The organism is Candidatus Hepatobacter penaei (assembly GCF_000742475.1).
Lineage (GTDB): Bacteria > Pseudomonadota > Alphaproteobacteria > Holosporales > Hepatobacteraceae > Hepatobacter > Hepatobacter penaei.
The window spans coordinates 209,273-228,760 of the sequence record NZ_JQAJ01000003.1 but is presented as its reverse complement, the minus strand read 5'-3'; the positions used below and the strand labels follow the sequence as shown (position 1 = coordinate 228,760).

Genomic DNA, 19,488 nt, shown 5'->3' with positions numbered 1-19,488 from the left:
GTGCACAAAACGCATTTTTTGATAAAGTGACAAATACACTAGAAAAAAACAACAACTTTTTAATAAATTGACAAAAAAAGAGAAAAAACAAGAAAAGACAGAAGACCAAAAAGAGTCTTACGGCTTCTGCAAAAAGTATAGGGAACCTTTTATAAAGAAAGAGGAAATCTTTCTATTTCATGCGTTCAAGGCATGGGTTTTAAACACTTTTTTCCCAAAGGATTGAAAAATATTTTTTCAGGCGGAAGATATCCGAACCTCTTTTAGATGACATTATTGGCACCCATCGTTTTGTTCATGCTTCTTGATACGTTTCATGGCCTCAGCAATGCCCCGTTCAAGCTGAAGGTCTCGCCCATGAGATGCAGGCGGGGTATCCACCACAATGTCAGGTTCAGCGCCTTTGTTCTCTAAGCGCCAACCAATATCATGAAACCAAAAGGCATATTCAGGCTGTGATGTCCATGAGCCATCCAACAACGGGTGTTTAGGGAAAATGCCAATCACCCCGCCCCAGGTTCTCTTCCCAATAAGGGGCCCCAACCCCAATAGCTTGAAGCTGTGGGCGAACATATCGCCATCTGAGGCCGTATATTCATTGCACAAGGCCACCATGGGCCCACGGGGAGCGTCCAACATATATGGCACACGACCTTCGTGACGACTCTGGTCATACCCTAAACGCTTGTGCATCAATTGAGACAAGATGTCGCTGGACACCATCCCCCCGCGATTAAACCGCACATCAAGAATCAGGGCTTCGCGATCAAATTCGTGAGCATAGGCCTTATAAAACTCTTGCAACCCCCATTCGCTCATATCGGGAATGTGAAGATAACCCACCTTGCCCTTAGACGCTTTGTGCACAAACGCTCTTTTTTCCTCCACAAAGGCGCGATAGGCTAATACATGACTATCGGCCACTGGTTTGACCCAAACCGTGCGGGGGGTTTTCTTCCCCTTGGGCCGCACACAGAGAGCCACCCAGGCATCAGCCTTGCCCACCAGCAGATGATCAGGCGAAACGTCCTTAGAGAGGCACTGACCATCAATTGCCAATAAGGCATCCCCCGCTGCGAGATTCAGCCCCGGCGCCTTGAGGGGGGCACGTGATTCTTCTTCTGCGCCCGAGCCATCCCCCAGCACAACAAAGCGCCACACGTCATGAGTGTGATCATAGTGAAGATCTCCCCCCAAAAGACCTTGCCTATGAGAAGGACCATGCCCTGCATCATATCCCCAGGTGTAGGCATGAGAAACGCCCAGCTCGCCTTGCATTTCGCTAATGAGATCCATGAGCTCTGCAGGTGTGTGCACACGGTCGATCAGCGACACATAGCGGTGATAGATCCCTTGCCAATCTGTGCCTGCCATGTCCTCAGACCAAAACAAATCTTTTTGAAGACGCCAGGCTTCTGTGAACATAAAGCGCCACTCTTCATGGGGAATCACTTCAAAAAGGGTGCGATCAAAATCAAACCACCCCCCCGCACGAAAGGATGTATCGTCATCATCGGGCTTTTCTGACACCCGCAGCACACGCAAACGCCCCTGCGTGTCGCACAAAACATACCACTCACCCATACGCGCCAGATCAGCATATAAAACGCCCTCATAAAGCACCTCTTCCTTGAGTTGCGCCATGTCAAACGTCACAATGCTTAAGCCCTCACTTTTTTTATCCGCCTTGTGCGGCGCCTTATCCTTAAAAAAAAGAACCTTTTCTGAGGTAGCGGCAGCACCCACAAAATGCGAAGCCTCCATGGGCAACGCCAACGTGCGCGATTGGATGTTGTTAACGTCAATGACAACCGAAGGTGTTTTTTTCTTCTTATCGCTTTCTTTGGTTTCCTTGCCTTCCTCAAGGCTTTCCTCCGGCAAAATCAAGGGTGAAGTCAGCGCAGAAGACAAGGTGATCAAACAAGGCTGATAGACAACCTCATCAGGTCGATAGGTTTGACAGGATAAAAAATAAAGATAACGGCCCTTAGGATCAAACACCGGATGCACATCCCCCAGCACCGGGTGTGTCGCCTCCACCGTTTTTCCTGTCTTGGCGGAGAAAATTTTAATCACGTGGATTTTATGAGAACGCGCAAACCCATAAGCAATAAACGTATCATCAAACGACACGCTCACGCCGGCATAAACGCCAAAGGCGCTTTGGTCAATGGTGTGCACCTTCCCTGTCTTGAGGTCGACCTTCAGCAATGCATGGGTGTGGTTGGCAACAACCACAAAACGCCCTTGCGGAGATGGGGTTAAAGACAATAAGCGGCCCCAATCCCCCTGAAGGACTCTGGCCTTAAGGGTGCCCACATCAAAGATTTCAAGCACCTCTCTTGCGCCCTCATCACGCACGGCGATCACGTGATCTTCATCCACAAACACGCCCAGCCGATAGCGAACACCATGCCGCTGACCCAGCTGGATCATGGGTCCACCAAACGGAGAGCCGCAGAAAAGACGGCCCCGGCTTGTAAGGCATAGTTTCTGGCCACTGGGGCTCAACCCATAGGCGGAGAGATCTTTTTGGGCGGACACAAACGCGCGTGTGCGACCCATCCCCGCTGAGGCAAAGGGGGGAGAAATGCAGGTATTTTTTTGTGTAGACGGATCAAATAGCCACAGATCTGCGCCCTTGCTATATACAAGCCGTGTGCCGTCTGTGGAAAGGTGGCGCACATAAAAATCGTCAAAATGCGTGTGGCGCTTCAGATCTTGACCATCCAATGTAGATGAATAAAGCGCACCGATGCCCTCATGATCAGACATAAAATAAAGACGGCCGCCCACGCATGTGGGACGCAACACATTGCTGCGCAGATCGGGAAAAAGACGTCGCCATGGCGATGACCCTTTTTGCACCCATATTTCACCTGCCGTGCCACCGCGATAACGCTTCCACGTGACATACCCATAACCATGCCGGCCCAACACAGTGTCATCACCAGCAGTGCTGATAAAATTGGCCGGCCCCACATCGATAAGGCGTAAGGTTTGAGAAGCTCGATCAAAGGTATAGAGGTGAAAGAGGCACGCAAAGGCCGTTTTGTGGTTAGAACGCACGATGACATCCCCGGCCTCTGTGCAACCCACAATCTCAAGCTGTGCGCCAAGATAGGTTAGACGTTGTGTACCCCCAGATGACAAGCACAGTTGGTAAAGCTCGGTATTGCCCTCGTTGGTGCCCGCATAAAACGCCACATCACCCTGGTGTGGAATCGCCAGCGATGTGATAGCGCCTTGACATGAAGTGAGACGCTGGGCCTTACCCATGCCACTTGCGCCCATGTCAGCTTGCCAAAGGTCACCCTCTGCCACAAAAAAAACACGATCTCCCACCAGCACAGGATGTTGGTAATAACCAAAAGAAGCTTGGCCCTGGTCAGATAAAAGAAGGGAGGAGGCCCTGCTCACAATGCTGCCTTTCTTTGTTGGACCCCTTCAGGCCAGAGACGTGCCAACGCCCAACTCAGAGCGACGCCCCCCACCAGCACCAACCCCACAGACGCCCCCAGCGGGGTGTGATAAAGGCTGACAATGTGAAACCCAAGCATAAAACTTAGCCCGCCACACACAGAGGACCCCATCATCACATGATAAGGGGTACGCCCCCAGAAAGACGCCATCAAGGTCGGGCACACCATACATACCACCATAAATAAAGAGCCAGCCCACTTTAGACCCACAAGCACAAACAAAAACGTGGTCACCAAGAAGCCTAAGGACAGAGACGACACAGGGCGCCCCTCAATCTGAGCCAACGTAGGCGACACCACCACGGCGAGAAGCGGCCGCCGCAACACAAAGAGCAACACAGCCAGCCCTAGGCAAAACCCCATGACCATCCAGCTCTCTGTTGGCTGTATGGCGCCCAGATCACCGGCAAGATAGCCCATGATGTGGGCACGCGAAAACCCCCACAGCGTCATCAAAAAAAGCCCCAAAGACATGGCGCCACCAGAAAAAAGAATAAGTAACGTGTCTTCATGACCGCGAAAACGGGCAAGCCCCCGCCAGATCAGCGCGCCGCTGGCACAAGAGAAGAGAAAAGCTGACAATCCTGCCGGCACCTGCATCCAAAAGGAAAACACCATTCCCAAAATGGCCGCATGTGCCAACGCGTCCGCCAAATAAGCCATACGCTGCCACACCAAGAGCGCCCCTAAAGGGCCTGCGACGAGCGATAAAGAAAGACCTGCTAACAACGATGGCGTGATAAGGAAAGCAGGAGAAAACGCCATAAGAGCTAGGGCTCGTGCCGATTGTTTTGGTTCACAAGCGCGGTCTTATGAAAAGAAAGGCTCAACAAATACAACAGCGGCGTAGCCAAACAAATGGACGAATACGTCCCCACAAAAAGACCCACCAAAATGGGCAAGCTGAACATGGCAATCACAGGCCCACCAAACAGATAAAGCACCCACAAAGCCGCCAGCGTGGTGAGGGATGTTAACAGGGTGCGAGACAGGGTTTCATTCACGCTGAGATTAAGCAGCTCTTGCAACGGCATGGTGGTATACCGCCCTTTATTTTCGCGCACCCGATCAAACACCACTACTGTATCGTTAATGGAATAGGAGGCAGTAATCAACAAGGCCACAATGGCCGTTTCGTTAAACTCAATCCGCGCCACGGCATAGAGCCCCAACACCGCCACACAATCATGGAGCAACGCTATCAGCGCCGCCAACCCATAACGCCACTCAAAGCGAAACCAGATATACAACAGCATCGCCAACAGCGCCAAGAAAATGGCATAAAGACCACTTTGCAACAGCTCAGCACTTACTTTGGGTCCCACAGCCTCAAAGCGACGCACACGGCTTCCCTCACCGAATGCTTGTGTAATTTTGCTCAAGGTGGCGTCTTTGTCATCTCCCACGGCCTCAGCATCAAAGCGCACCAAAAAATCAGCAGCGGTGTCTAAAGATTGGACAGAGGCATTGCTTCCCAACGCCTTGGCCAACACCGGCCGCACATCATCAAGCTTGACCGCATGAGGTGCACGCACCTCCACCATGGCGCCCCCCTTAAAATCGACACCATAGGGCACACCCTTGATCAACAACGCCAGCAAGACAAAAAGCACCAAGGCGCCTGAAATCCCAAAGGGCACACGGCGATTCCCCATGAAGTTAATGCTGGGCACATGTTTCAGATTCAAAAAACCCATGTCAGGACCTCACCTATAACCAAAGCGTTTGTGGACGCTTGTATGCAAACCACAGAAAAACAAGCGCACGTGACAACAGCACCGCCGTAAACATGGAAATCAAAATCCCCATGGACAAGGTTACCGCAAACCCGCGCACAGGTCCTGTGCCAAAGCTGTAGAGAATAAATGCCCCAATCAACGTTGTCAGATTAGAATCAATAATGGTGGTCATGGCCCTCTGATACCCCATATCAATGGCCCCACGCACACTGCGCCCCAAACGCAATTCTTCCTTAATACGCTCATTAATCAACACATTGGCATCCACGGCCATACCCAGCGTCAGCGCAATGCCAGCAATGCCCGGCAGCGTAAGGGTGGCCCCAAAGTACGCCATACCGCCCATCAGCAATACAAGGTTCACCAAGAGCGCCACGTTCGCAAAGCCCGCAAACACAGAATAGGCTGCAAACATAATCATCACCACCAGCACAATGGCCAACACCGTAGACAACGTGCCTTTTTGGATGGAATCCGCCCCCAACCCCGGCCCAATGAGCCGCTCTTCCAACACCTTAAGCGGCGCTGGCAGTGCCCCGGCGCGCATCAACAAAGAAAGATCCTGGGCCTCTTTGAGCGAGAAATTCCCCTGAATCACGCCTTGACCGCCAGGAATGGGGCCACGAATCTGTGGCGCACTGACCACACTGCCATCAAGCACAATGGCAAAAAGACGCCCCACATTTTTTTGTGTCACTGCCGCAAAAAGCTCAGCCCCTAACCCGTTCAGGCGAAAGGAAACTTGCGGCCGTTCATATTCATCAAAAGAGGGCTGCGCGTCCACCAACATATCGCCGCTTAACAACACCTCTTTCTGCACCACATAGGCCACATTGGGGCCTCGCCGCTCTTGAGCACCCTCTTCTGATTCAAAGGAAAACAAAATTTCATCACCCGGTGAGGGCACAAAAGACTGCATCTCATCCAAAGACAGCACATTTTGCACCAATTGAAATGTCAGGCGCGCCGTCTTGCCCACCAACGCCTTCACACGTTCAGGGTCATCCGCCCCTGGCACTTGCAATAAAATACGATCACCCTGCGCCTGAATCACCGGCTCTTTTGTGCCTGTCTCATCCACACGTCGACGGATGGTTTCGATGGATTTTTCTTGGGCCCGCTTAAAAAGTGCGGCCAAACTTTCTTCACTGAGCGTCACGTGCACCGTTTCACCCGTGCGCTGCATACGCAAGGCACCATCTACACTGTGAAGAAGCTCTAACAAAAAAGCATCCGGCTTGTCATCAAGCAGCTCAAAGGAAATGCCCGTAGGCGAGGCACGAAACGCTGCATAGCGACATTCTTTATCGCGCAGCTTGCGACGCAGACTGCCCATCAAAAGAGAATAATGATCTGACACCATCTTCTTTTGATCAATCTCAAGCAGCAGGTGCGCCCCCCCTTGCAAATCCAGGCCAAGCGTCAAAAAAGGCCCCCTTAAGAAGGACGGTAACACGCGCGCCGCCACATGCGGCCCCATCAATGCCGGTAAAGATAACACCAAGCACACACTGGTCACAACCAACAACGAAAGGCGACGCCAAGACCACATAAACCCTTAAGAACTCTTCTTCTTGACAGGACGTGACTTTTTCTCAATAGCTTTTTCTTTTTGGGCCACACGAACCTGTCGCGGCTCTTTCTCATCCAACACTTTGACAACAGAAGACTTGAGCACGCGCACATCCACATCAGGCGCCACTGTTAACAAAATCTCATGCTCGCTTGTAAGACGCAGCACTTTGCCGATCAACCCCGCCTGCATCAGCACCATATCCCCCACCTTGAGCGATGCGAGCAACTCTTTTTGCTGGGCCTCTTTTTTTTGCTGAGGACGAATAAAGAAGAAATACATCAACACAAACACCAGCACCAAAGGCAGGAACTGGAGCAAATCCGCACCACCCGCTGAGCCAGATGCTGCCCAAAGAGAAGGAAAAAGGTTAGACATGGACAAAAACGCTCATATTATTGAGAAGACTTATTTGGTTCTATAAATTCGTGCTCAAAAAGTCAAAGCATTTGTCACAATGGGCCGGAAAAGGCTACCCGCCCCTCAGCTGGAAAGATGGGGCAAAGGATTCACCGCCTTGGGTTTTTGGGTGCTTCCTTCCTTTGATTTACGCAGCTCAAAATAGAGCCGCCCCTTATGACTTCCAGGTTTCACCTCTGACAGCGTGCCCATGGGTTGACCTTGGTTGAGGGTGTCGCCCTGCTTCACATCCACATCTTCAAGGTGTCCATAGGCTGTCACCGAACCGTCCTCATGACGCATCAAAACCATCTGACCATATTCTTTCAAATCGCCACCGGCATAAATCACTTCCCCCGATTTAGCCGCCTTGACAGCGGTGCCCGACGAGGCTTCCACCAAAATCCCCAGCGCTTGCGCCCCTTTTGCCTTGCCAAAAGGCACCACCACGCTTCCACGCAAAGGCCATAAATAGTCCACAGGACGCTTCTCAATTTCAGCAATCTCGGGCAACACAGCGGCTTCAGCCGTCACCACCTCAACGGCAGGCGCAGCGTCAATTTCTGATTTGACCACCGCTGACTCACCCTCAGAAAGTGGGGCATAGCGGTCGCTGCGCGCCGTCTTGGGCAAAGAAACAAGCAACACCTCTCCCGGCGTGACCACAGCAGAAGGCAGATTGTTGATCTCCATCAATTGACGCGGAGAAATGTTATATTGACGGGAGAGGGTATAAATGGTGTCGCCCTCTTGAACCTGAACCTGGCCCTCTCTTAGTTTAAGCGGCGCCTTGTCGGGTGACATCTGACACCCACACACAACCAACAACATCACACACAACCACGCACCCTTCATTGCCTACCCTCTCAACACTTTTGTGTTTATATAGGGTTCTAGCACAGAAGGAAGATGTACAAAACCGTCTTTTTTTTGGTAATGCTCGAGCATGGCGGCTAATGTTCTGCCCACGGCCAATCCCGACCCGTTGAGCGTGTGGACAAACCCCTTGTTCTTTCCGTCCTTCCATTTTGCTCCCATGCGACGCGCTTGAAAATCACCACACAAAGAACAGCTTGAAATTTCTCGATATTTTTGTTGGGAAGGAAACCACACCTCAAGGTCATAGGTTTTTTGGGCGGAAAACCCCGTGTCCCCCGCACACAAAAGCATCACACGGTAAGGCAAACCCAGTTTTGTGAGTATGGCCTCTGCATGGGACAACATCCGTTCATGCTCTTGCACGCCCTCTTCTGGCCTCACTACCGAGACAAGCTCGACCTTAGCAAACTGGTGCAGGCGAATGATGCCCCGGGTGTCTCTCCCCGCCGCCCCTGCTTCAGAGCGAAAACACGGCGTATAGGCTGTATAGCGGAGCGGGAGCTGCGTCGCCTCAAGGGTCATGCCGCGCACCAGATTCGCCAGCGACACCTCTGACGTGGGGATTAACCACCGGCCATCGGTGGTTTGAAAGCTATCGGCCGCAAATTTAGGCAGCTGGCCTGTCCCATAAAGCGCCTCTTCGGTCACCAAATAAGGCACTGAAATTTCTTCATATCCAAAATGCTGTGTGTGCATATCCAGCATAAAATTGGCCAAGGCCCTTTCAAGGTGAGCCATCCCCCCCTTCAGCACCACAAAACGTGACCCCGCAAGGCGGGCCCCCTCTTCCAGAGATAACCCTAAAGAAGCCCCCACCTCTTCATGGGGACGGGGGTCAAAATCAAAAATGGGCAAGGTGCCTTCGGTACGAATGCATATGTTTTCTGCCTCGCTCTTCCCTTGGGGCACATCCTCTGCCAAGATATTGGGCAGCTGCGACAGCTGTGCATGCAGGGCCTCTTTTTTTTCATGAAAAATGCGTTCTTGAGCCTCTACATACCCCCGCAGACGTGTGCCTTCTTCCATAAGAGAGTGAATCACCTTCGCCTCTTGCCCCTGCGCCTTGGCCTGACCCATTTTTCGGGCCACAAGGTTGCTTTGCGCCCGACCCTCATCTACCTCTGCCTGAAGCGCCCGCAGCTCTTTATCCGCCTCAATGAAGGTTTGCGCCCTTGCCGACACCCCCCGCACCTTCATGCTGTGGTCAAAAAGATCAGGGTGTTCGCGCACCCACTTCATCGCTAACACAGACGCCCACACCCCTTTTGAAAAACCATTGTGATCTCTCTATCAGAATTTTGTTTAGGTTCCAACTGTCAATCTTTGAACGCGGTCCTCTTCTTTTCCTTGATCTTTCACAAGAGGCTTTTTATGCTGGTATCATCATTTTGGATGAATTGAGACGAGTTTTCCTATTTCTGTCAAAACAGCGCTTTTTCCTGTTGGCGGCCTTGGAACACGCTTTTTACCTGCCACAAAAGCCATTCCCAAGGAGATGCTTCCTGTCTTGGATAAACCTCTCATTCAATATGCCGTAGAAGAGGCACGCGATGCGGGGATTGAGCGCTTTATCTTTGTTACCGGTAAGGGCAAAACCGCCATTGAAAATCATTTTGATCGGGCCTTTGAATGCGAACACACCCTCAAACAGCGGGGCAACCAAGAGGCATTGGCCAAACTTTCTATTGAAGGCATCGCACCCGGGGCTTTTGTGTTTATTCGTCAACCCGTGCCTCTGGGCTTGGGGCATGCGATTTGGTGTGCCCGGCATGTGCTGGATGAACCTTTTGCCGTGATCTTAGCCGATGATTTGATTGTGTCAAAAACCCCAGAAATAGGGCGCTTGATGGCGAAGCACAGGGAAAAAGGTGGCCAATGGATCAGCGTTCAATCTGTGCCGCAGGAAGATGTGGAAAAATATGGCATCATCCAAGGCACCCAAGACCCTGAGCATGATTGGCACATCCGCCATCTTGTGGAAAAACCCTCCCCTGAGCATGCGCCCTCGCAAACCGCGATTTTAGGGCGTTATATCTTGGATCCGGGGTGTCTAAAGCGCCTGGATGACCTCATCAAACGCCACACCACAGACCAAGAAGTTCAGATCACCGAAACGCTGAGCCACATGATCCCTGAGGTCCCTTTGTTGGGTCTGCCGTTGGCAGGCCGTCGCTTTGATTGCGGCCACTTAAAGGGCATGCTGAGAGCCACCCTGGCCCTGGCACGCGAGCGGCCTGATATGTTATCTTTGCTTAACAATAAGGAGGCCTAATGCATATTGCGGTGGTGGGCACAGGGTATGTGGGGCTGATTTCAGGCGCTTGCTTTGCAAGTTTTGGCCACCATGTCACATGCATCGATAAAAACGTGGACGTCATTCAACGCCTTAACAGGGGCGTCCTGCCGTTTTTTGAACCTGATCTTAAAAAACTGCTTCACACAGACATCGTGAAAACTCACCTTTCTTTTAGCCATGAAACCACCTGTGTCGCCCATGCTGATGCCGTTTTTCTGGCGGTGGGCACACCCGAGACACCTACCGGAGATGCCGACGTGAGTGCTGTATTTTTGGTGGTGGAAGATCTTGCCGCGCAGCTCAAAAAAGGCGCCCGGATTGTATTGAAATCCACTGTCCCCATCGGCACCAACAAGCGCGTACATAATGCCTTGGCGCGCCTGGGGCGGCCCGATGTGGGCGTAATCTCTAACCCTGAGTTTTTGCGCGAAGGCTCAGCCATCCCCGATTTTATGAAACCGGATCGTTTGGTGGTGGGGGTGCGTGTGTCAGAGGATGAAACACTGATGCGCCAACTGTACCAACCTCTGCTTGACCAAAACGTTCCCTTTCTGGCCACAGAGCCTGAAACGGCGGAAACCATCAAATATGCCGCCAACAGTTTTCTGGCCATGAAAATCACATTTATCAATCAGGTGGCCGACCTTTGCGAACAAACAGGGGGCAATGTGGAAGATGTGGCCCAAGGCATTGGCCTTGATCATCGTATTAATCCTTATTTTTTGAAACCGGGGCCCGGTTTTGGCGGCTCTTGCTTTCCCAAAGACACCCGCGCGCTTGAGGCCACTGCACAAAAATGTGGCGTTGATTTATCCCTTGTACGCACCGCCATTGAGGCCAACACCCGCAGAAAAGAGGCCATGGGCAAACGCATTGTCTCGTATATGAATCATAACGTACGGGGCAAAACAATAGCCGCCTGGGGCATCACCTTTAAGGCTAATACAGACGATCTGCGCGAGAGTCCAGCCATGACCATTCTTTCCTACCTTGAAAAACAAGGTGCGCGCTTAGCTCTTTTTGACCCACAGGCCAAGAAAAATATTGAAAACCAATTTGATGCCTTGACGGTCTGTGCAGATCCTTATGAAGCTGCCCACGGGGCAGATGCCCTGGTGATTCTGACCGAATGGCCGCTCTTTCAAAACGCAGATCTTGACCGGCTTAAGCACACCCTCGCCCACCCACGCATCATTGATCTGCGTAATCTTTATCAAGCGCCCCTCATGAAAGAAAAAGGGTTTTTCTATGTCCCCATCGGCCAACCCGCACGCAGCTGACAAACCTCTTATCCCCGATCACGTCTTTCGGACCTATGATATCCGAGGCCCCGTCAAAGACACACTGACCCCCGCCCTTTATCACGCTATCGGCCGCACGTTTGGGCATCACCTTGCCCCGGACTCTTCTGTGTGTGTGGGGTGGGACACACGGGAAAGCTCTTTCGCCCTGGCACAGGCCCTGATGAAGGGATTGCAAGAGGCAGGATGCACAGTGCATGCGCTGGGCCTGGCGACAACGCCCCTTGTGTATTGGGCCGAACATCACCTGTCGTGCCACGCCGGCCTGATGGTCACAGGATCCCACACACCCCCTGATTGCAATGGCCTCAAGCTTTCCTTACACAAGAAACCCTTCTTTGGTGAAGACCTCCAAGGCCTGAAAACAGAGCTTCAGCACTCTTTAGCCTACCCCGCAAGACCCCCAGGGAAGAGGGTAAGCGCCCCCTGCATCGATGCCTATGTCCGCGCTGTGTTGAAAGACTTTGTGTGGGAGGCTTCTGCGCCTCTTCACGTTGTGTGGGATTTTGGCTCTGGCCCCGCGGCGTTGCTGGCCCCGCTGATTCAAAAACACCTGCCCTTTACCCACACTTATGTGCATGATCGCCCCATGCCCCAGCCTGTGCGCGCTTTTGATCCCACGGCGCCCGGAGCCCTTGATGAACTGATTGCTATGGTTACATCCACGAAAGCACACGCTGGCATTGCCTTTGATGGGGATGGAGACCGCATGGTGCTGGTAGACGGACGTGGTCATGTGTGGGAAGGTGATGAGCTGTTGCTGTTTTTTGCCACCTTTCAAGAAGACACGCGCCACCCTGTGGTGGCTGACATCAAATCAAGCCCCCTTCTGATGGAACCTCTTCAAAAGAAACGTGAATTATGCATCGCCAAAACAGGGCATGTGCATGTCAAATCGATGATGGCTGAGAAAGATGCCTCCCTAGGCGGGGAAATGAGCGGCCATTTCTTTTTCCGTGATCGCTTTTTGGGATTTGATGACGGGTTTTATGCCGCCGTACGCTTTCTGGAAAACGTGGCGCACAAGCACATCGATCCTGCTGCGTGGCATCAAACCCTCCCCCAACGCTTTTCAAGCCCAGAATATCGGATCCCCATGTCGGCTTGTGCCCAAAAAAACATTATGAAGGCTTTAGACAACCATATTATCCACGAAAAAGATATCGATCGCCGTGATGGATTGAAGGTGTGCACGCCAGATTATTGGTGGATTGTCAGACCCTCGCAAACAGAGCCCGTCCTTGTGCTGAGGTGGGAAGGACGCACACGCGAAGACTATACAAAGCATCTGGTTTTTTTTAAAGACCTTATCCAAAAAGAATGTAAAGACCATTTTTTCCTTTAACTATCTTACGTTTATGTTAGCTTTTGGATAAGAAAGTTCATAAAATTTAAGATAGACTATGCCCAATATTCGCAACCTCAAAGCTTTTGTCAGTCTTTCAGAAAATGCCTGTGATTTTGGCATTCACACCCAACTGGGTATCCCCAGATCCACCCTGTGGTCATGCATTAATGACTTGGAACGTGAAACGGGTCTTCAGCTGGTTTTGCGCAAAAAGCAAAATAATGTATTGACTGAGGAAGGGAAAAATTTTGCGCCCTATGCCCAGCGCCTCATCAAGCTTTTTGAAGAAGGCGTAGCGCAAGCACAAACGTCTGAGTCTGATGAGCCTGAAGGGGAAATCATCATTGCCACCACATCATCCATGGCCAATAGCTGGGTTATGCCCAGCGTCAAAGGGTTTCAAGCTTTTTATCCTAAAATCAAGCTGCGTATCATCGCAGGCGACATGATTGACACAGCCACAGAAATGATTTCTGACATCATTTTCAGGCCGATTGCCGACAAAGATTTTCTACTTCGCCATTGGCATCTCTCTTATTGTCTGGGGCTTTTTGCCAGCCCAGATTATCTTGAGAACCACGGGGTCCCAGAAACGCCCGAAGATTTGGTCAATCATTCCATGATTGGGTACGGGGAACATGTGTTCAGCTATTGCCCTGAAATTGACTGGCATCTTAAGGGTCGCTGGCCTGGGTTTCCCAAGCTACATCCTAAGGTTACCATTAACTCCACGCTCTCTCTTTACAGAGCCGCCATTGAAAGCATTGGTATTTGCTCAAGCGCCACGGAAGCCAACATTTTTTATAACGGAAAGTTGGTGCGCGTGTTGCCCCAAATTAATGGACCCGAAGTTAAAATACACTTTTCAACAAAAAAAGGTTTAAGTAGAAAACTCGAAAGAAATGTGCAAGTATTTAATAACTTTTTTGTGAATCATTTAAGAAATATAGGGATAGAGGTTAAAAATGAGGAAGAAGCAGCTTAATTATGCATTAATTGCCGGTCATGTGGTCGAATGTTTCGACGCCACCATCTATGGTTTTTATGCTGTTATTTTAGCTCCTTACTTTTTTCCTCCTTCCTTTTCTCAGGTAACTCAGTCGTTCTTAGCTTTTGCAGCTGGATTTGTTGTACGGCCTCTTGGGGCCATTTTTTTTGGCTTTCTCGGTGACCGTTTTGGTCGTAAAAAACCTCTGCTGGCCTCTATGGCCTTGGTGGGTGTGCCAACCCTTGTGATTGGTGTACTGCCAACTTATTCAGAAATTGGCATGTGGGCAACCGTCACGCTGATTATGTGCCGCCTGGCACAAGGCTTTTTCTATGGCGCTGAATTTTCAGGTGTAACGGTTTACACCTATGAGAACAACACCAAAAGCAACACGCTAGGCAAGAAAATGGGGATCTTGGTGGCCTCAGGCAGCATGGGCGCCGTTCTTGCCACCGGTATGGGCGCTTTTCTCACCATGCAAGGCATGCCCGCCCAGGCGTGGCGCATTCCCTTTATTTTTGGTGGCGTGGCGGCGTTTTTGATTTTTCTCTTCAGGCGCTATATGCAGGAAACAGAGCACTTCCAAGAAGCTAAGAAGAAGAAGCAAATTTCCAGCATGCCCACCTTGGCGTTGTGGCGCTATCGCGGGGAAATGCTCACGGCCCTTTTGATCAGCAGCCTTAACTATGTACCCCTTTATCTTGTCACCGTGTTTGGCAACCAAATGTTTAAAACCTTTGGCTACACCTCTTCAGAAAGTCTTTTACTGAATATGAGCACCTTGATTTTTGACAGTATAATGATTGTTATCTATGGGCGCTTGGCCGATCGTACGGGCTTTAAACGTCAGATTATCTGGGGTTGCACATGGATGTCGGTGATAGCCATTCCAAGTTTTTATCTGGTGTCTCATTATCAATCTATCTATGCCATCTATGCGTTTATGTTGATGATCTCCACAGGCAACACGCTTGTGGTGGCGTGTACGATGCCCTACATTTCTACGTTCTTCCCCACCAATTGCCGCTATTCGGCTGTGGCCTTCAGCACGACATTGGGTACCGCCATCTTAGGAGGTACAACGCCCGCCATCGCTAACCAGTTAACAGGGTTGATCGGTTCGCCTATTGCGCCAGCTTTTTATCTTATCTTTCTCTGCTTGAGTGCCTTGATTGGTATTTACTGGATCTCCAATCGGAACAACTCATCACACGAGAATAACAAATCTCTTGACTTTGAACTTGTAAACTAAAAAAATTGGGAAAACGATGAATAGGGTTAACTTATGGATATGCAAGATCAGATCAAAAGCATCTTAGCTAATAATTTAAACTGCAGTGAAGATGACATCAAGCCTGACTCAAGGTTTGTTGATGATCTTAACGCAGATAGCTTGGCTTTGGCTGAAATTACGCTGGAAATGGAAACGATGTTTGGCATCCGTATCCTTGATGATGAGGTTGAGAACATCAAAACCCTTGATGATGCCGTCAAAATTATCGAAAAAAAGATGAGCGAAAAAAAGCTTGACCGTCATAAGGGTTAGGCCGCCTTTCGCTTTTTCCTTACCGTAAAACATCATTGATCGGGATGGGGACAGCCCCTTTTGCATGTGCTGGCAGATGCGGGGGGCTTATCCTTTCGTGAGCACCCTTCCCTTTTTCCTGCACGTTGGCAATATGGCGCGCGTGTTCCTTTGTGTTCTGAGCCTCTTGGCATAAGGGCACCCTTTGCGCATCCAACTTGCGGCGGCCTACTTCTTCGTGGACCTCAGCCACAAGCTGTGTTTGTGATAACAGGGTGCGTGGGTGCTCCCTTCTCTTAAGATCGAGATATGTTTGGATAACGCCTTGGAAACGTGCTGCCTTCAGGCGCAGAGGGCGGCCCTTCTCGGCCACATGCACACAGAAGAAACAAAACCAACAACATACCGATAAAAGAGGCGCAGGGAATCCTTGCAAAAAGCAGACGTTTACGATAGTCTGCGATCAAGGCTTTTTCCTGCACACGGCGTCTGTGAAACGACATTTTCTCTCTTCTCCTTTTGTGAAGTATACAGCCCTCAGTCTTGTTGTGCTAGGCACACTTGTGGCTGTGTGGGTGGGCAGTCAATCTCTTTTGCGCCCATCGCCCCATTTCGACATCACCATAGCACGTCATGATTTTGGAAAAAAGGAATCCTCAGATACATTGGTGCGTCTCTCTTCCTTTAAGAAGCCCAAGATTGTTATTTTGTGGACATTAGGGTGTGTACCCTGCCTTAAATTCTTAATGATATGCAACAAAATGGCCATGGACTTCAAAGAAAAGGGCATCGATATCATCCCCATTCTTATTAGCCATAACGTGAGCAGCCCGCAGGTGTTGTGGGGGCATGCGGTGGTTTATCTTGCGCGGTTAATTCAGAAAAACACATACACCCAACCCACGTGGCAAGTGCTTTTTCCGCATCTCACTCCCTATTATGATATGGAAGGCAACGTTTTTTCAGCACTGAAGGTTACGGGCACACCCACCATTCTGTTTCTTGACAAGAAAAATCGTATTCTTGAAAAGAGAGAAGGGTTTCAAAATTGGCAGGTGCCCAGTGAAAAGGAAGCGCTCTACACCCTTTTGGACCGCATGAAACAATGACGCACCCCCTGGTTGGCATTACACTCGATTTACAAGAGAAGAAATCCTATTCCCAATTTCCTTGGTATGCCCTGTGCAGTGCGTATATAAAAGCCTTGACAGAAGCGGGGGGGCTGCCCGTCGCCCTGCCCCACCAAAGTCATCTGATTGGTGCCTACCTCGAGCACGTTGACGGGTTGATTATTTCGGGCGGTGATTGTGACGTCTCCCCTAAGTTATACGGCCAAGACGACGTGCATCCTTCGGTGCAGATGAAGCACACGCGCACCTCTTTTGAGCTGGCCATCGTACGCAGCGCCCTGATCCTCAAGATGCCCCTCTTTGGCATTTGTGGGGGAGAGCAAGTCTTAAATGTGGCCTTGGGAGGCACACTGTTTCAACACATTCCTGATGACATTGATCACCCTCTGGCCCATGAGCAAAGTGCGCCCCCAACCGAATCTAGCCATGTGGTGGACGTGGTGTCTGGGACAAAGCTTGAGGCCATCGTGAAAACTGAATCCTTCCCCGTAAACAGCCACCATCACCAGGCTGTGCGTGATGTGGGCCCAGGTGTTGTGGTCAATGCCAAAGCTTCTGATGGAGTCATTGAAGGCATTGAGCTGAGCGACCACCCCTTCTGTTTGGGTGTTCAATGGCATCCAGAGTATATGGTGTCAGACGCAGACAAAAAGATTTTTCAGCATTTTGTACGCGCGTGCACCGCCTACCATCAGCAAAAACAGCATGCGGGCGCATGAGCCAACACAAGCGCATTGTAGCTAACTTTAAAACCCATGGTCGTGTTGACTTTTTTGCACACTATTTATCTGTGTTAAGTCCTCTAGGGCCTACACCCTACACCCTCATTCTGTGCCCCCCTGCGCCTTACCTTTCCCTCTTCCGTGACGCGTTGCCGAAAGATTTTTTACTAGGCGCCCAAGATATCAGCCCGCATGACAATACAACGGTGGTGACGGGCGATGTTACGCCGGCCATGCTTGTAGATATGGGAGTATCCCATGTGTTGATTGGACACAGCGAACGCAGAACCCATCATCATGAGTCATACACGCACCTGCAACAAAAAATAAACCAAGCCTTGCATCACGACCTCACCCCGATCCTGTGCGTGGGTGAACCCTATGACGTGTATCAACAAGGGAAAACCCATGATTTTTTAGCCGATGAACTCCGCCATATTTTACCCGCAACCCCTCACAAACCCATGGGGCTGGCATATGAACCCTTGTGGGCCATTGGCTCTGGCAAAACGCCTACCTTGCAAGAGATTCACGGCGTCACCCACTTTTTACAACAATGCATACACGCGCATCACCAAGATACCTTTGTGCTTTATGGCGGCTCTGTATCTTCTGCGAATGCACAAAGCATCCTTGCACTTCCTTCCATAGACGGCGTGCTGGTGGGCAAGGCGTGTTTAGATCCTGCTTTTTTGATGGACTTTGCCCAGAACACATCGTTTTCATCGCATATTTGACACAATAAAAAACTGTCAAAATAACAGGCATTCAAGCCAACTTAGAAAAGACATCTTTTTTATAAAACCTAAAGCATTTTTGACCATACTCATGAGAAAACAACTCCCGGAGTTTTTTCATGAAACATACTGTCCGATTTCTCTTTTTATCCCTCACCCTGGCAAGCCCCACCCTTTACGCTGAAGGAGAAGGGATTGAAAGTGGCAGCACCGCTGTTGCAACGCATGCTGACAGCCAGGTGAGTCAACAACATCATGGTCACAGTGGCCCCGTGGTACCCCATAGCGGCCACAGTGGTGCTGTGGTTCCCTATGGAACGCACCATAAAGTAGAGGTCAAGCAAAGCAAAAAGGGCACGGTTAAGGGAAAGAAAAGCCGGCTTTATGGAAGAAAACACCGCCATATGATCAAAGCGTATCAAGAACATTGGAACAAAGGACTAGCTAACCTCAACCAGTATCTTGGCACCATCAAATCAGAAAAAAACAGAAAAGCTATTCTCGACCATGCACAAAAACATCATGGCCCAGATGCCCCTATCACCCAAGCCATCAAACAGTACTATGACAGCAATCCACCTACTAAAAAATAAGATTGGGAAACTTTTCATAGAGACGCACAAAAGGAACCTAGGATCATGAGCAAAAAGTACACTCTTAGCCATATGATTTGCTTAATGCTGTTCACCGCCTTTTGTGCACCCCTTGTGGCCAGAGAGGCAGCCAAACAATGGCATGAAATTAAGATTAAGAAAACTAAAAGGTTTGCACTCACAGCCAAACAAAAGCAGAAGAAACAAACAAAAAAGGATCTTGAAAGGAAATATCAACAGAAATGGAATCAGGGAGAAGAGGCCTATCTCCGCTTTTGGAACAAGCTCAGTCTAGAAGAGCGTAAGCGCGTTAAGAAATATATCAAAAAGCAACACAGCAAAGAGCAAATTGCCCGCTATACCGCCCCTTTGGACCTCGAAGGCACGGTCCCCCTTCCCATCAAACATGAGAAACATGCTGGCGCGCAGGCTCGCTCTGCGCCACCGAAAAAAGAGCCTTCGAGCCATGCCTCGGCTGGTGCAGCCGCAGGAGGGGCGGCAGGGGCCGCTTCATCAGCTGCTGGCACGCAACCAAGCCCTGAACCACCCAAAGAAAAACCCGATGTAAGACGAGAAGACCCGCTGTGCATTGAATGGCGCGACGCAGGGGATAAAAAAGAACTGGCAAAAAAGTATATGAAAGACAAAACGCCTTATAAAGAGAGCCTGACAAAATTCCAGTACATAAAACAAAAATGTAACTAACCCTAGCACTCTATATCTGATAAAGGAGGGGGTCAAAGCAAGGCCCCCTTTTTTGTGACCCACCTTGTGGA

At 50.3% G+C, this 19,488-nt stretch carries 18 protein-coding genes; 11 read left to right on the top strand and 7 right to left on the bottom strand.

Features of this window, described 5'->3' with window-relative positions; all coding sequences use genetic code 11:
- Positions 1-273 precede the first annotated feature (273 nt).
- The 7 genes from IG82_RS0105505 to serS form a co-directional block, all read right to left on the bottom strand.
- Positions 274-3,420, bottom strand: coding sequence for a S41 family peptidase (locus IG82_RS0105505; RefSeq protein WP_052545744.1), 3,147 nt, complete (start codon positions 3,418-3,420; stop codon positions 274-276).
- Positions 3,417-4,247 (bottom strand): metal ABC transporter permease, encoded by an 831-nt coding sequence (locus tag IG82_RS0105500; RefSeq protein WP_031934549.1) that lies wholly within the window; start codon positions 4,245-4,247, stop codon positions 3,417-3,419. Before IG82_RS0105500 ends, IG82_RS0105505 begins: the two co-directional genes overlap by 4 nt.
- A 5-nt stretch (positions 4,248-4,252) precedes the next feature.
- Positions 4,253-5,179 (bottom strand): protein translocase subunit SecF, encoded by a 927-nt coding sequence (gene secF, locus IG82_RS0105495; RefSeq protein ID WP_052545743.1) that lies wholly within the window; start codon positions 5,177-5,179, stop codon positions 4,253-4,255.
- Between the two features lie 13 nt (positions 5,180-5,192).
- A complete protein-coding gene (gene secD, locus IG82_RS0105490; RefSeq protein ID WP_031934547.1) occupies positions 5,193-6,773 on the bottom strand; it encodes a protein translocase subunit SecD in 1,581 nt (526 codons plus the stop codon).
- 6 nt (positions 6,774-6,779) lie between these two features.
- Complete coding sequence (yajC, locus tag IG82_RS0105485; protein ID WP_031934546.1) at positions 6,780-7,172, bottom strand: preprotein translocase subunit YajC; 393 nt, start codon at positions 7,170-7,172, stop codon at positions 6,780-6,782.
- Positions 7,173-7,277: 105 nt separating this feature from the next.
- The gene (locus IG82_RS0105480; RefSeq protein WP_245591064.1) at positions 7,278-8,024 is read right to left on the bottom strand and encodes a M23 family metallopeptidase; all 747 of its coding nucleotides are present in this window, start codon (positions 8,022-8,024) and stop codon (positions 7,278-7,280) included.
- Positions 8,025-8,051: 27 nt separating this feature from the next.
- The gene (gene serS, locus IG82_RS0105475) at positions 8,052-9,311 is read right to left on the bottom strand and encodes a serine--tRNA ligase (protein WP_031934544.1); all 1,260 of its coding nucleotides are present in this window, start codon (positions 9,309-9,311) and stop codon (positions 8,052-8,054) included.
- Positions 9,312-9,468: 157 nt separating this feature from the next.
- Between serS and IG82_RS0105470 the strand changes: the two genes are divergently transcribed.
- The 11 genes from IG82_RS0105470 to IG82_RS0105410 all read left to right on the top strand — a co-directional run bounded on the left by IG82_RS0105470 (position 9,469) and on the right by IG82_RS0105410 (position 19,417).
- Complete coding sequence (locus IG82_RS0105470) at positions 9,469-10,344, top strand: UTP--glucose-1-phosphate uridylyltransferase (protein ID WP_031934543.1); 876 nt, start codon at positions 9,469-9,471, stop codon at positions 10,342-10,344.
- Positions 10,344-11,648, top strand: a complete 1,305-nt coding sequence (locus tag IG82_RS0105465; protein WP_031934542.1) for a UDP-glucose dehydrogenase family protein — start codon at positions 10,344-10,346, stop codon at positions 11,646-11,648. The genes IG82_RS0105470 and IG82_RS0105465 overlap by 1 nt, the downstream gene beginning before the upstream one ends.
- Positions 11,617-13,014, top strand: a complete 1,398-nt coding sequence (locus tag IG82_RS0105460; RefSeq protein WP_031934541.1) for a phosphomannomutase/phosphoglucomutase — start codon at positions 11,617-11,619, stop codon at positions 13,012-13,014. The genes IG82_RS0105465 and IG82_RS0105460 overlap by 32 nt, the downstream gene beginning before the upstream one ends.
- A 58-nt stretch (positions 13,015-13,072) precedes the next feature.
- Entirely contained in the window at positions 13,073-14,002 is a 930-nt protein-coding gene (locus tag IG82_RS0105455; RefSeq protein ID WP_031934540.1) for a LysR family transcriptional regulator, read from the top strand.
- On the top strand, positions 13,983-15,257 hold the full coding sequence (locus tag IG82_RS0105450) for an MFS transporter (RefSeq protein ID WP_082192091.1): 1,275 nt from the start codon (positions 13,983-13,985) through the stop codon (positions 15,255-15,257). The genes IG82_RS0105455 and IG82_RS0105450 overlap by 20 nt, the downstream gene beginning before the upstream one ends.
- A 33-nt stretch (positions 15,258-15,290) precedes the next feature.
- A complete protein-coding gene (locus IG82_RS0105445) occupies positions 15,291-15,551 on the top strand; it encodes an acyl carrier protein (RefSeq protein WP_031934538.1) in 261 nt (86 codons plus the stop codon).
- Positions 15,552-16,021: 470 nt separating this feature from the next.
- Entirely contained in the window at positions 16,022-16,639 is a 618-nt protein-coding gene (locus tag IG82_RS0105435; RefSeq protein WP_031934536.1) for a thioredoxin domain-containing protein, read from the top strand.
- Positions 16,636-17,379: a gamma-glutamyl-gamma-aminobutyrate hydrolase family protein gene (locus IG82_RS0105430; protein ID WP_031934535.1), complete on the top strand. Its 744-nt coding sequence runs from the start codon at positions 16,636-16,638 to the stop codon at positions 17,377-17,379. Before IG82_RS0105435 ends, IG82_RS0105430 begins: the two co-directional genes overlap by 4 nt.
- Positions 17,376-18,119 (top strand): triose-phosphate isomerase, encoded by a 744-nt coding sequence (locus IG82_RS0105425; RefSeq protein WP_052545742.1) that lies wholly within the window; start codon positions 17,376-17,378, stop codon positions 18,117-18,119. Before IG82_RS0105430 ends, IG82_RS0105425 begins: the two co-directional genes overlap by 4 nt.
- Before the next feature lie 119 nt (positions 18,120-18,238).
- Positions 18,239-18,712, top strand: a complete 474-nt coding sequence (locus IG82_RS0105415; RefSeq protein ID WP_031934533.1) for a hypothetical protein — start codon at positions 18,239-18,241, stop codon at positions 18,710-18,712.
- A 72-nt stretch (positions 18,713-18,784) separates the two neighbouring features.
- Positions 18,785-19,417: a hypothetical protein gene (locus IG82_RS0105410; RefSeq protein WP_156095402.1), complete on the top strand. Its 633-nt coding sequence runs from the start codon at positions 18,785-18,787 to the stop codon at positions 19,415-19,417.
- Positions 19,418-19,488: the final 71 nt, after the last annotated feature.

Excerpts from the sequence above, each read along its gene's own strand:
- IG82_RS0105500 (WP_031934549.1), bottom strand. The coding sequence starts at position 4,247 with ATGGCGTTTTCTCCTGCTTTCCTTATCACGCCATCGTTGTTAGCAGGT.
- secF (WP_052545743.1), bottom strand. The coding sequence starts at position 5,179 with ATGGGTTTTTTGAATCTGAAACATGTGCCCAGCATTAACTTCATGGGG.
- secD (WP_031934547.1), bottom strand. The coding sequence starts at position 6,773 with ATGTGGTCTTGGCGTCGCCTTTCGTTGTTGGTTGTGACCAGTGTGTGC.
- yajC (WP_031934546.1), bottom strand. The coding sequence starts at position 7,172 with ATGTCTAACCTTTTTCCTTCTCTTTGGGCAGCATCTGGCTCAGCGGGT.
- IG82_RS0105480 (WP_245591064.1), bottom strand. The coding sequence starts at position 8,024 with ATGTTGTTGGTTGTGTGTGGGTGTCAGATGTCACCCGACAAGGCGCCG.
- serS (WP_031934544.1), bottom strand. The coding sequence starts at position 9,311 with ATGAAGTGGGTGCGCGAACACCCTGATCTTTTTGACCACAGCATGAAG.
- IG82_RS0105465 (WP_031934542.1), top strand. The coding sequence starts at position 10,344 with ATGCATATTGCGGTGGTGGGCACAGGGTATGTGGGGCTGATTTCAGGC.
- IG82_RS0105460 (WP_031934541.1), top strand. The coding sequence starts at position 11,617 with ATGTCCCCATCGGCCAACCCGCACGCAGCTGACAAACCTCTTATCCCC.
- IG82_RS0105455 (WP_031934540.1), top strand. The coding sequence starts at position 13,073 with ATGCCCAATATTCGCAACCTCAAAGCTTTTGTCAGTCTTTCAGAAAAT.
- IG82_RS0105450 (WP_082192091.1), top strand. The coding sequence starts at position 13,983 with ATGAGGAAGAAGCAGCTTAATTATGCATTAATTGCCGGTCATGTGGTC.
- IG82_RS0105445 (WP_031934538.1), top strand. The coding sequence starts at position 15,291 with ATGGATATGCAAGATCAGATCAAAAGCATCTTAGCTAATAATTTAAAC.
- IG82_RS0105430 (WP_031934535.1), top strand. The coding sequence starts at position 16,636 with ATGACGCACCCCCTGGTTGGCATTACACTCGATTTACAAGAGAAGAAA.
- IG82_RS0105425 (WP_052545742.1), top strand. The coding sequence starts at position 17,376 with ATGAGCCAACACAAGCGCATTGTAGCTAACTTTAAAACCCATGGTCGT.
- IG82_RS0105415 (WP_031934533.1), top strand. The coding sequence starts at position 18,239 with ATGAAACATACTGTCCGATTTCTCTTTTTATCCCTCACCCTGGCAAGC.
- IG82_RS0105410 (WP_156095402.1), top strand. The coding sequence starts at position 18,785 with ATGATTTGCTTAATGCTGTTCACCGCCTTTTGTGCACCCCTTGTGGCC.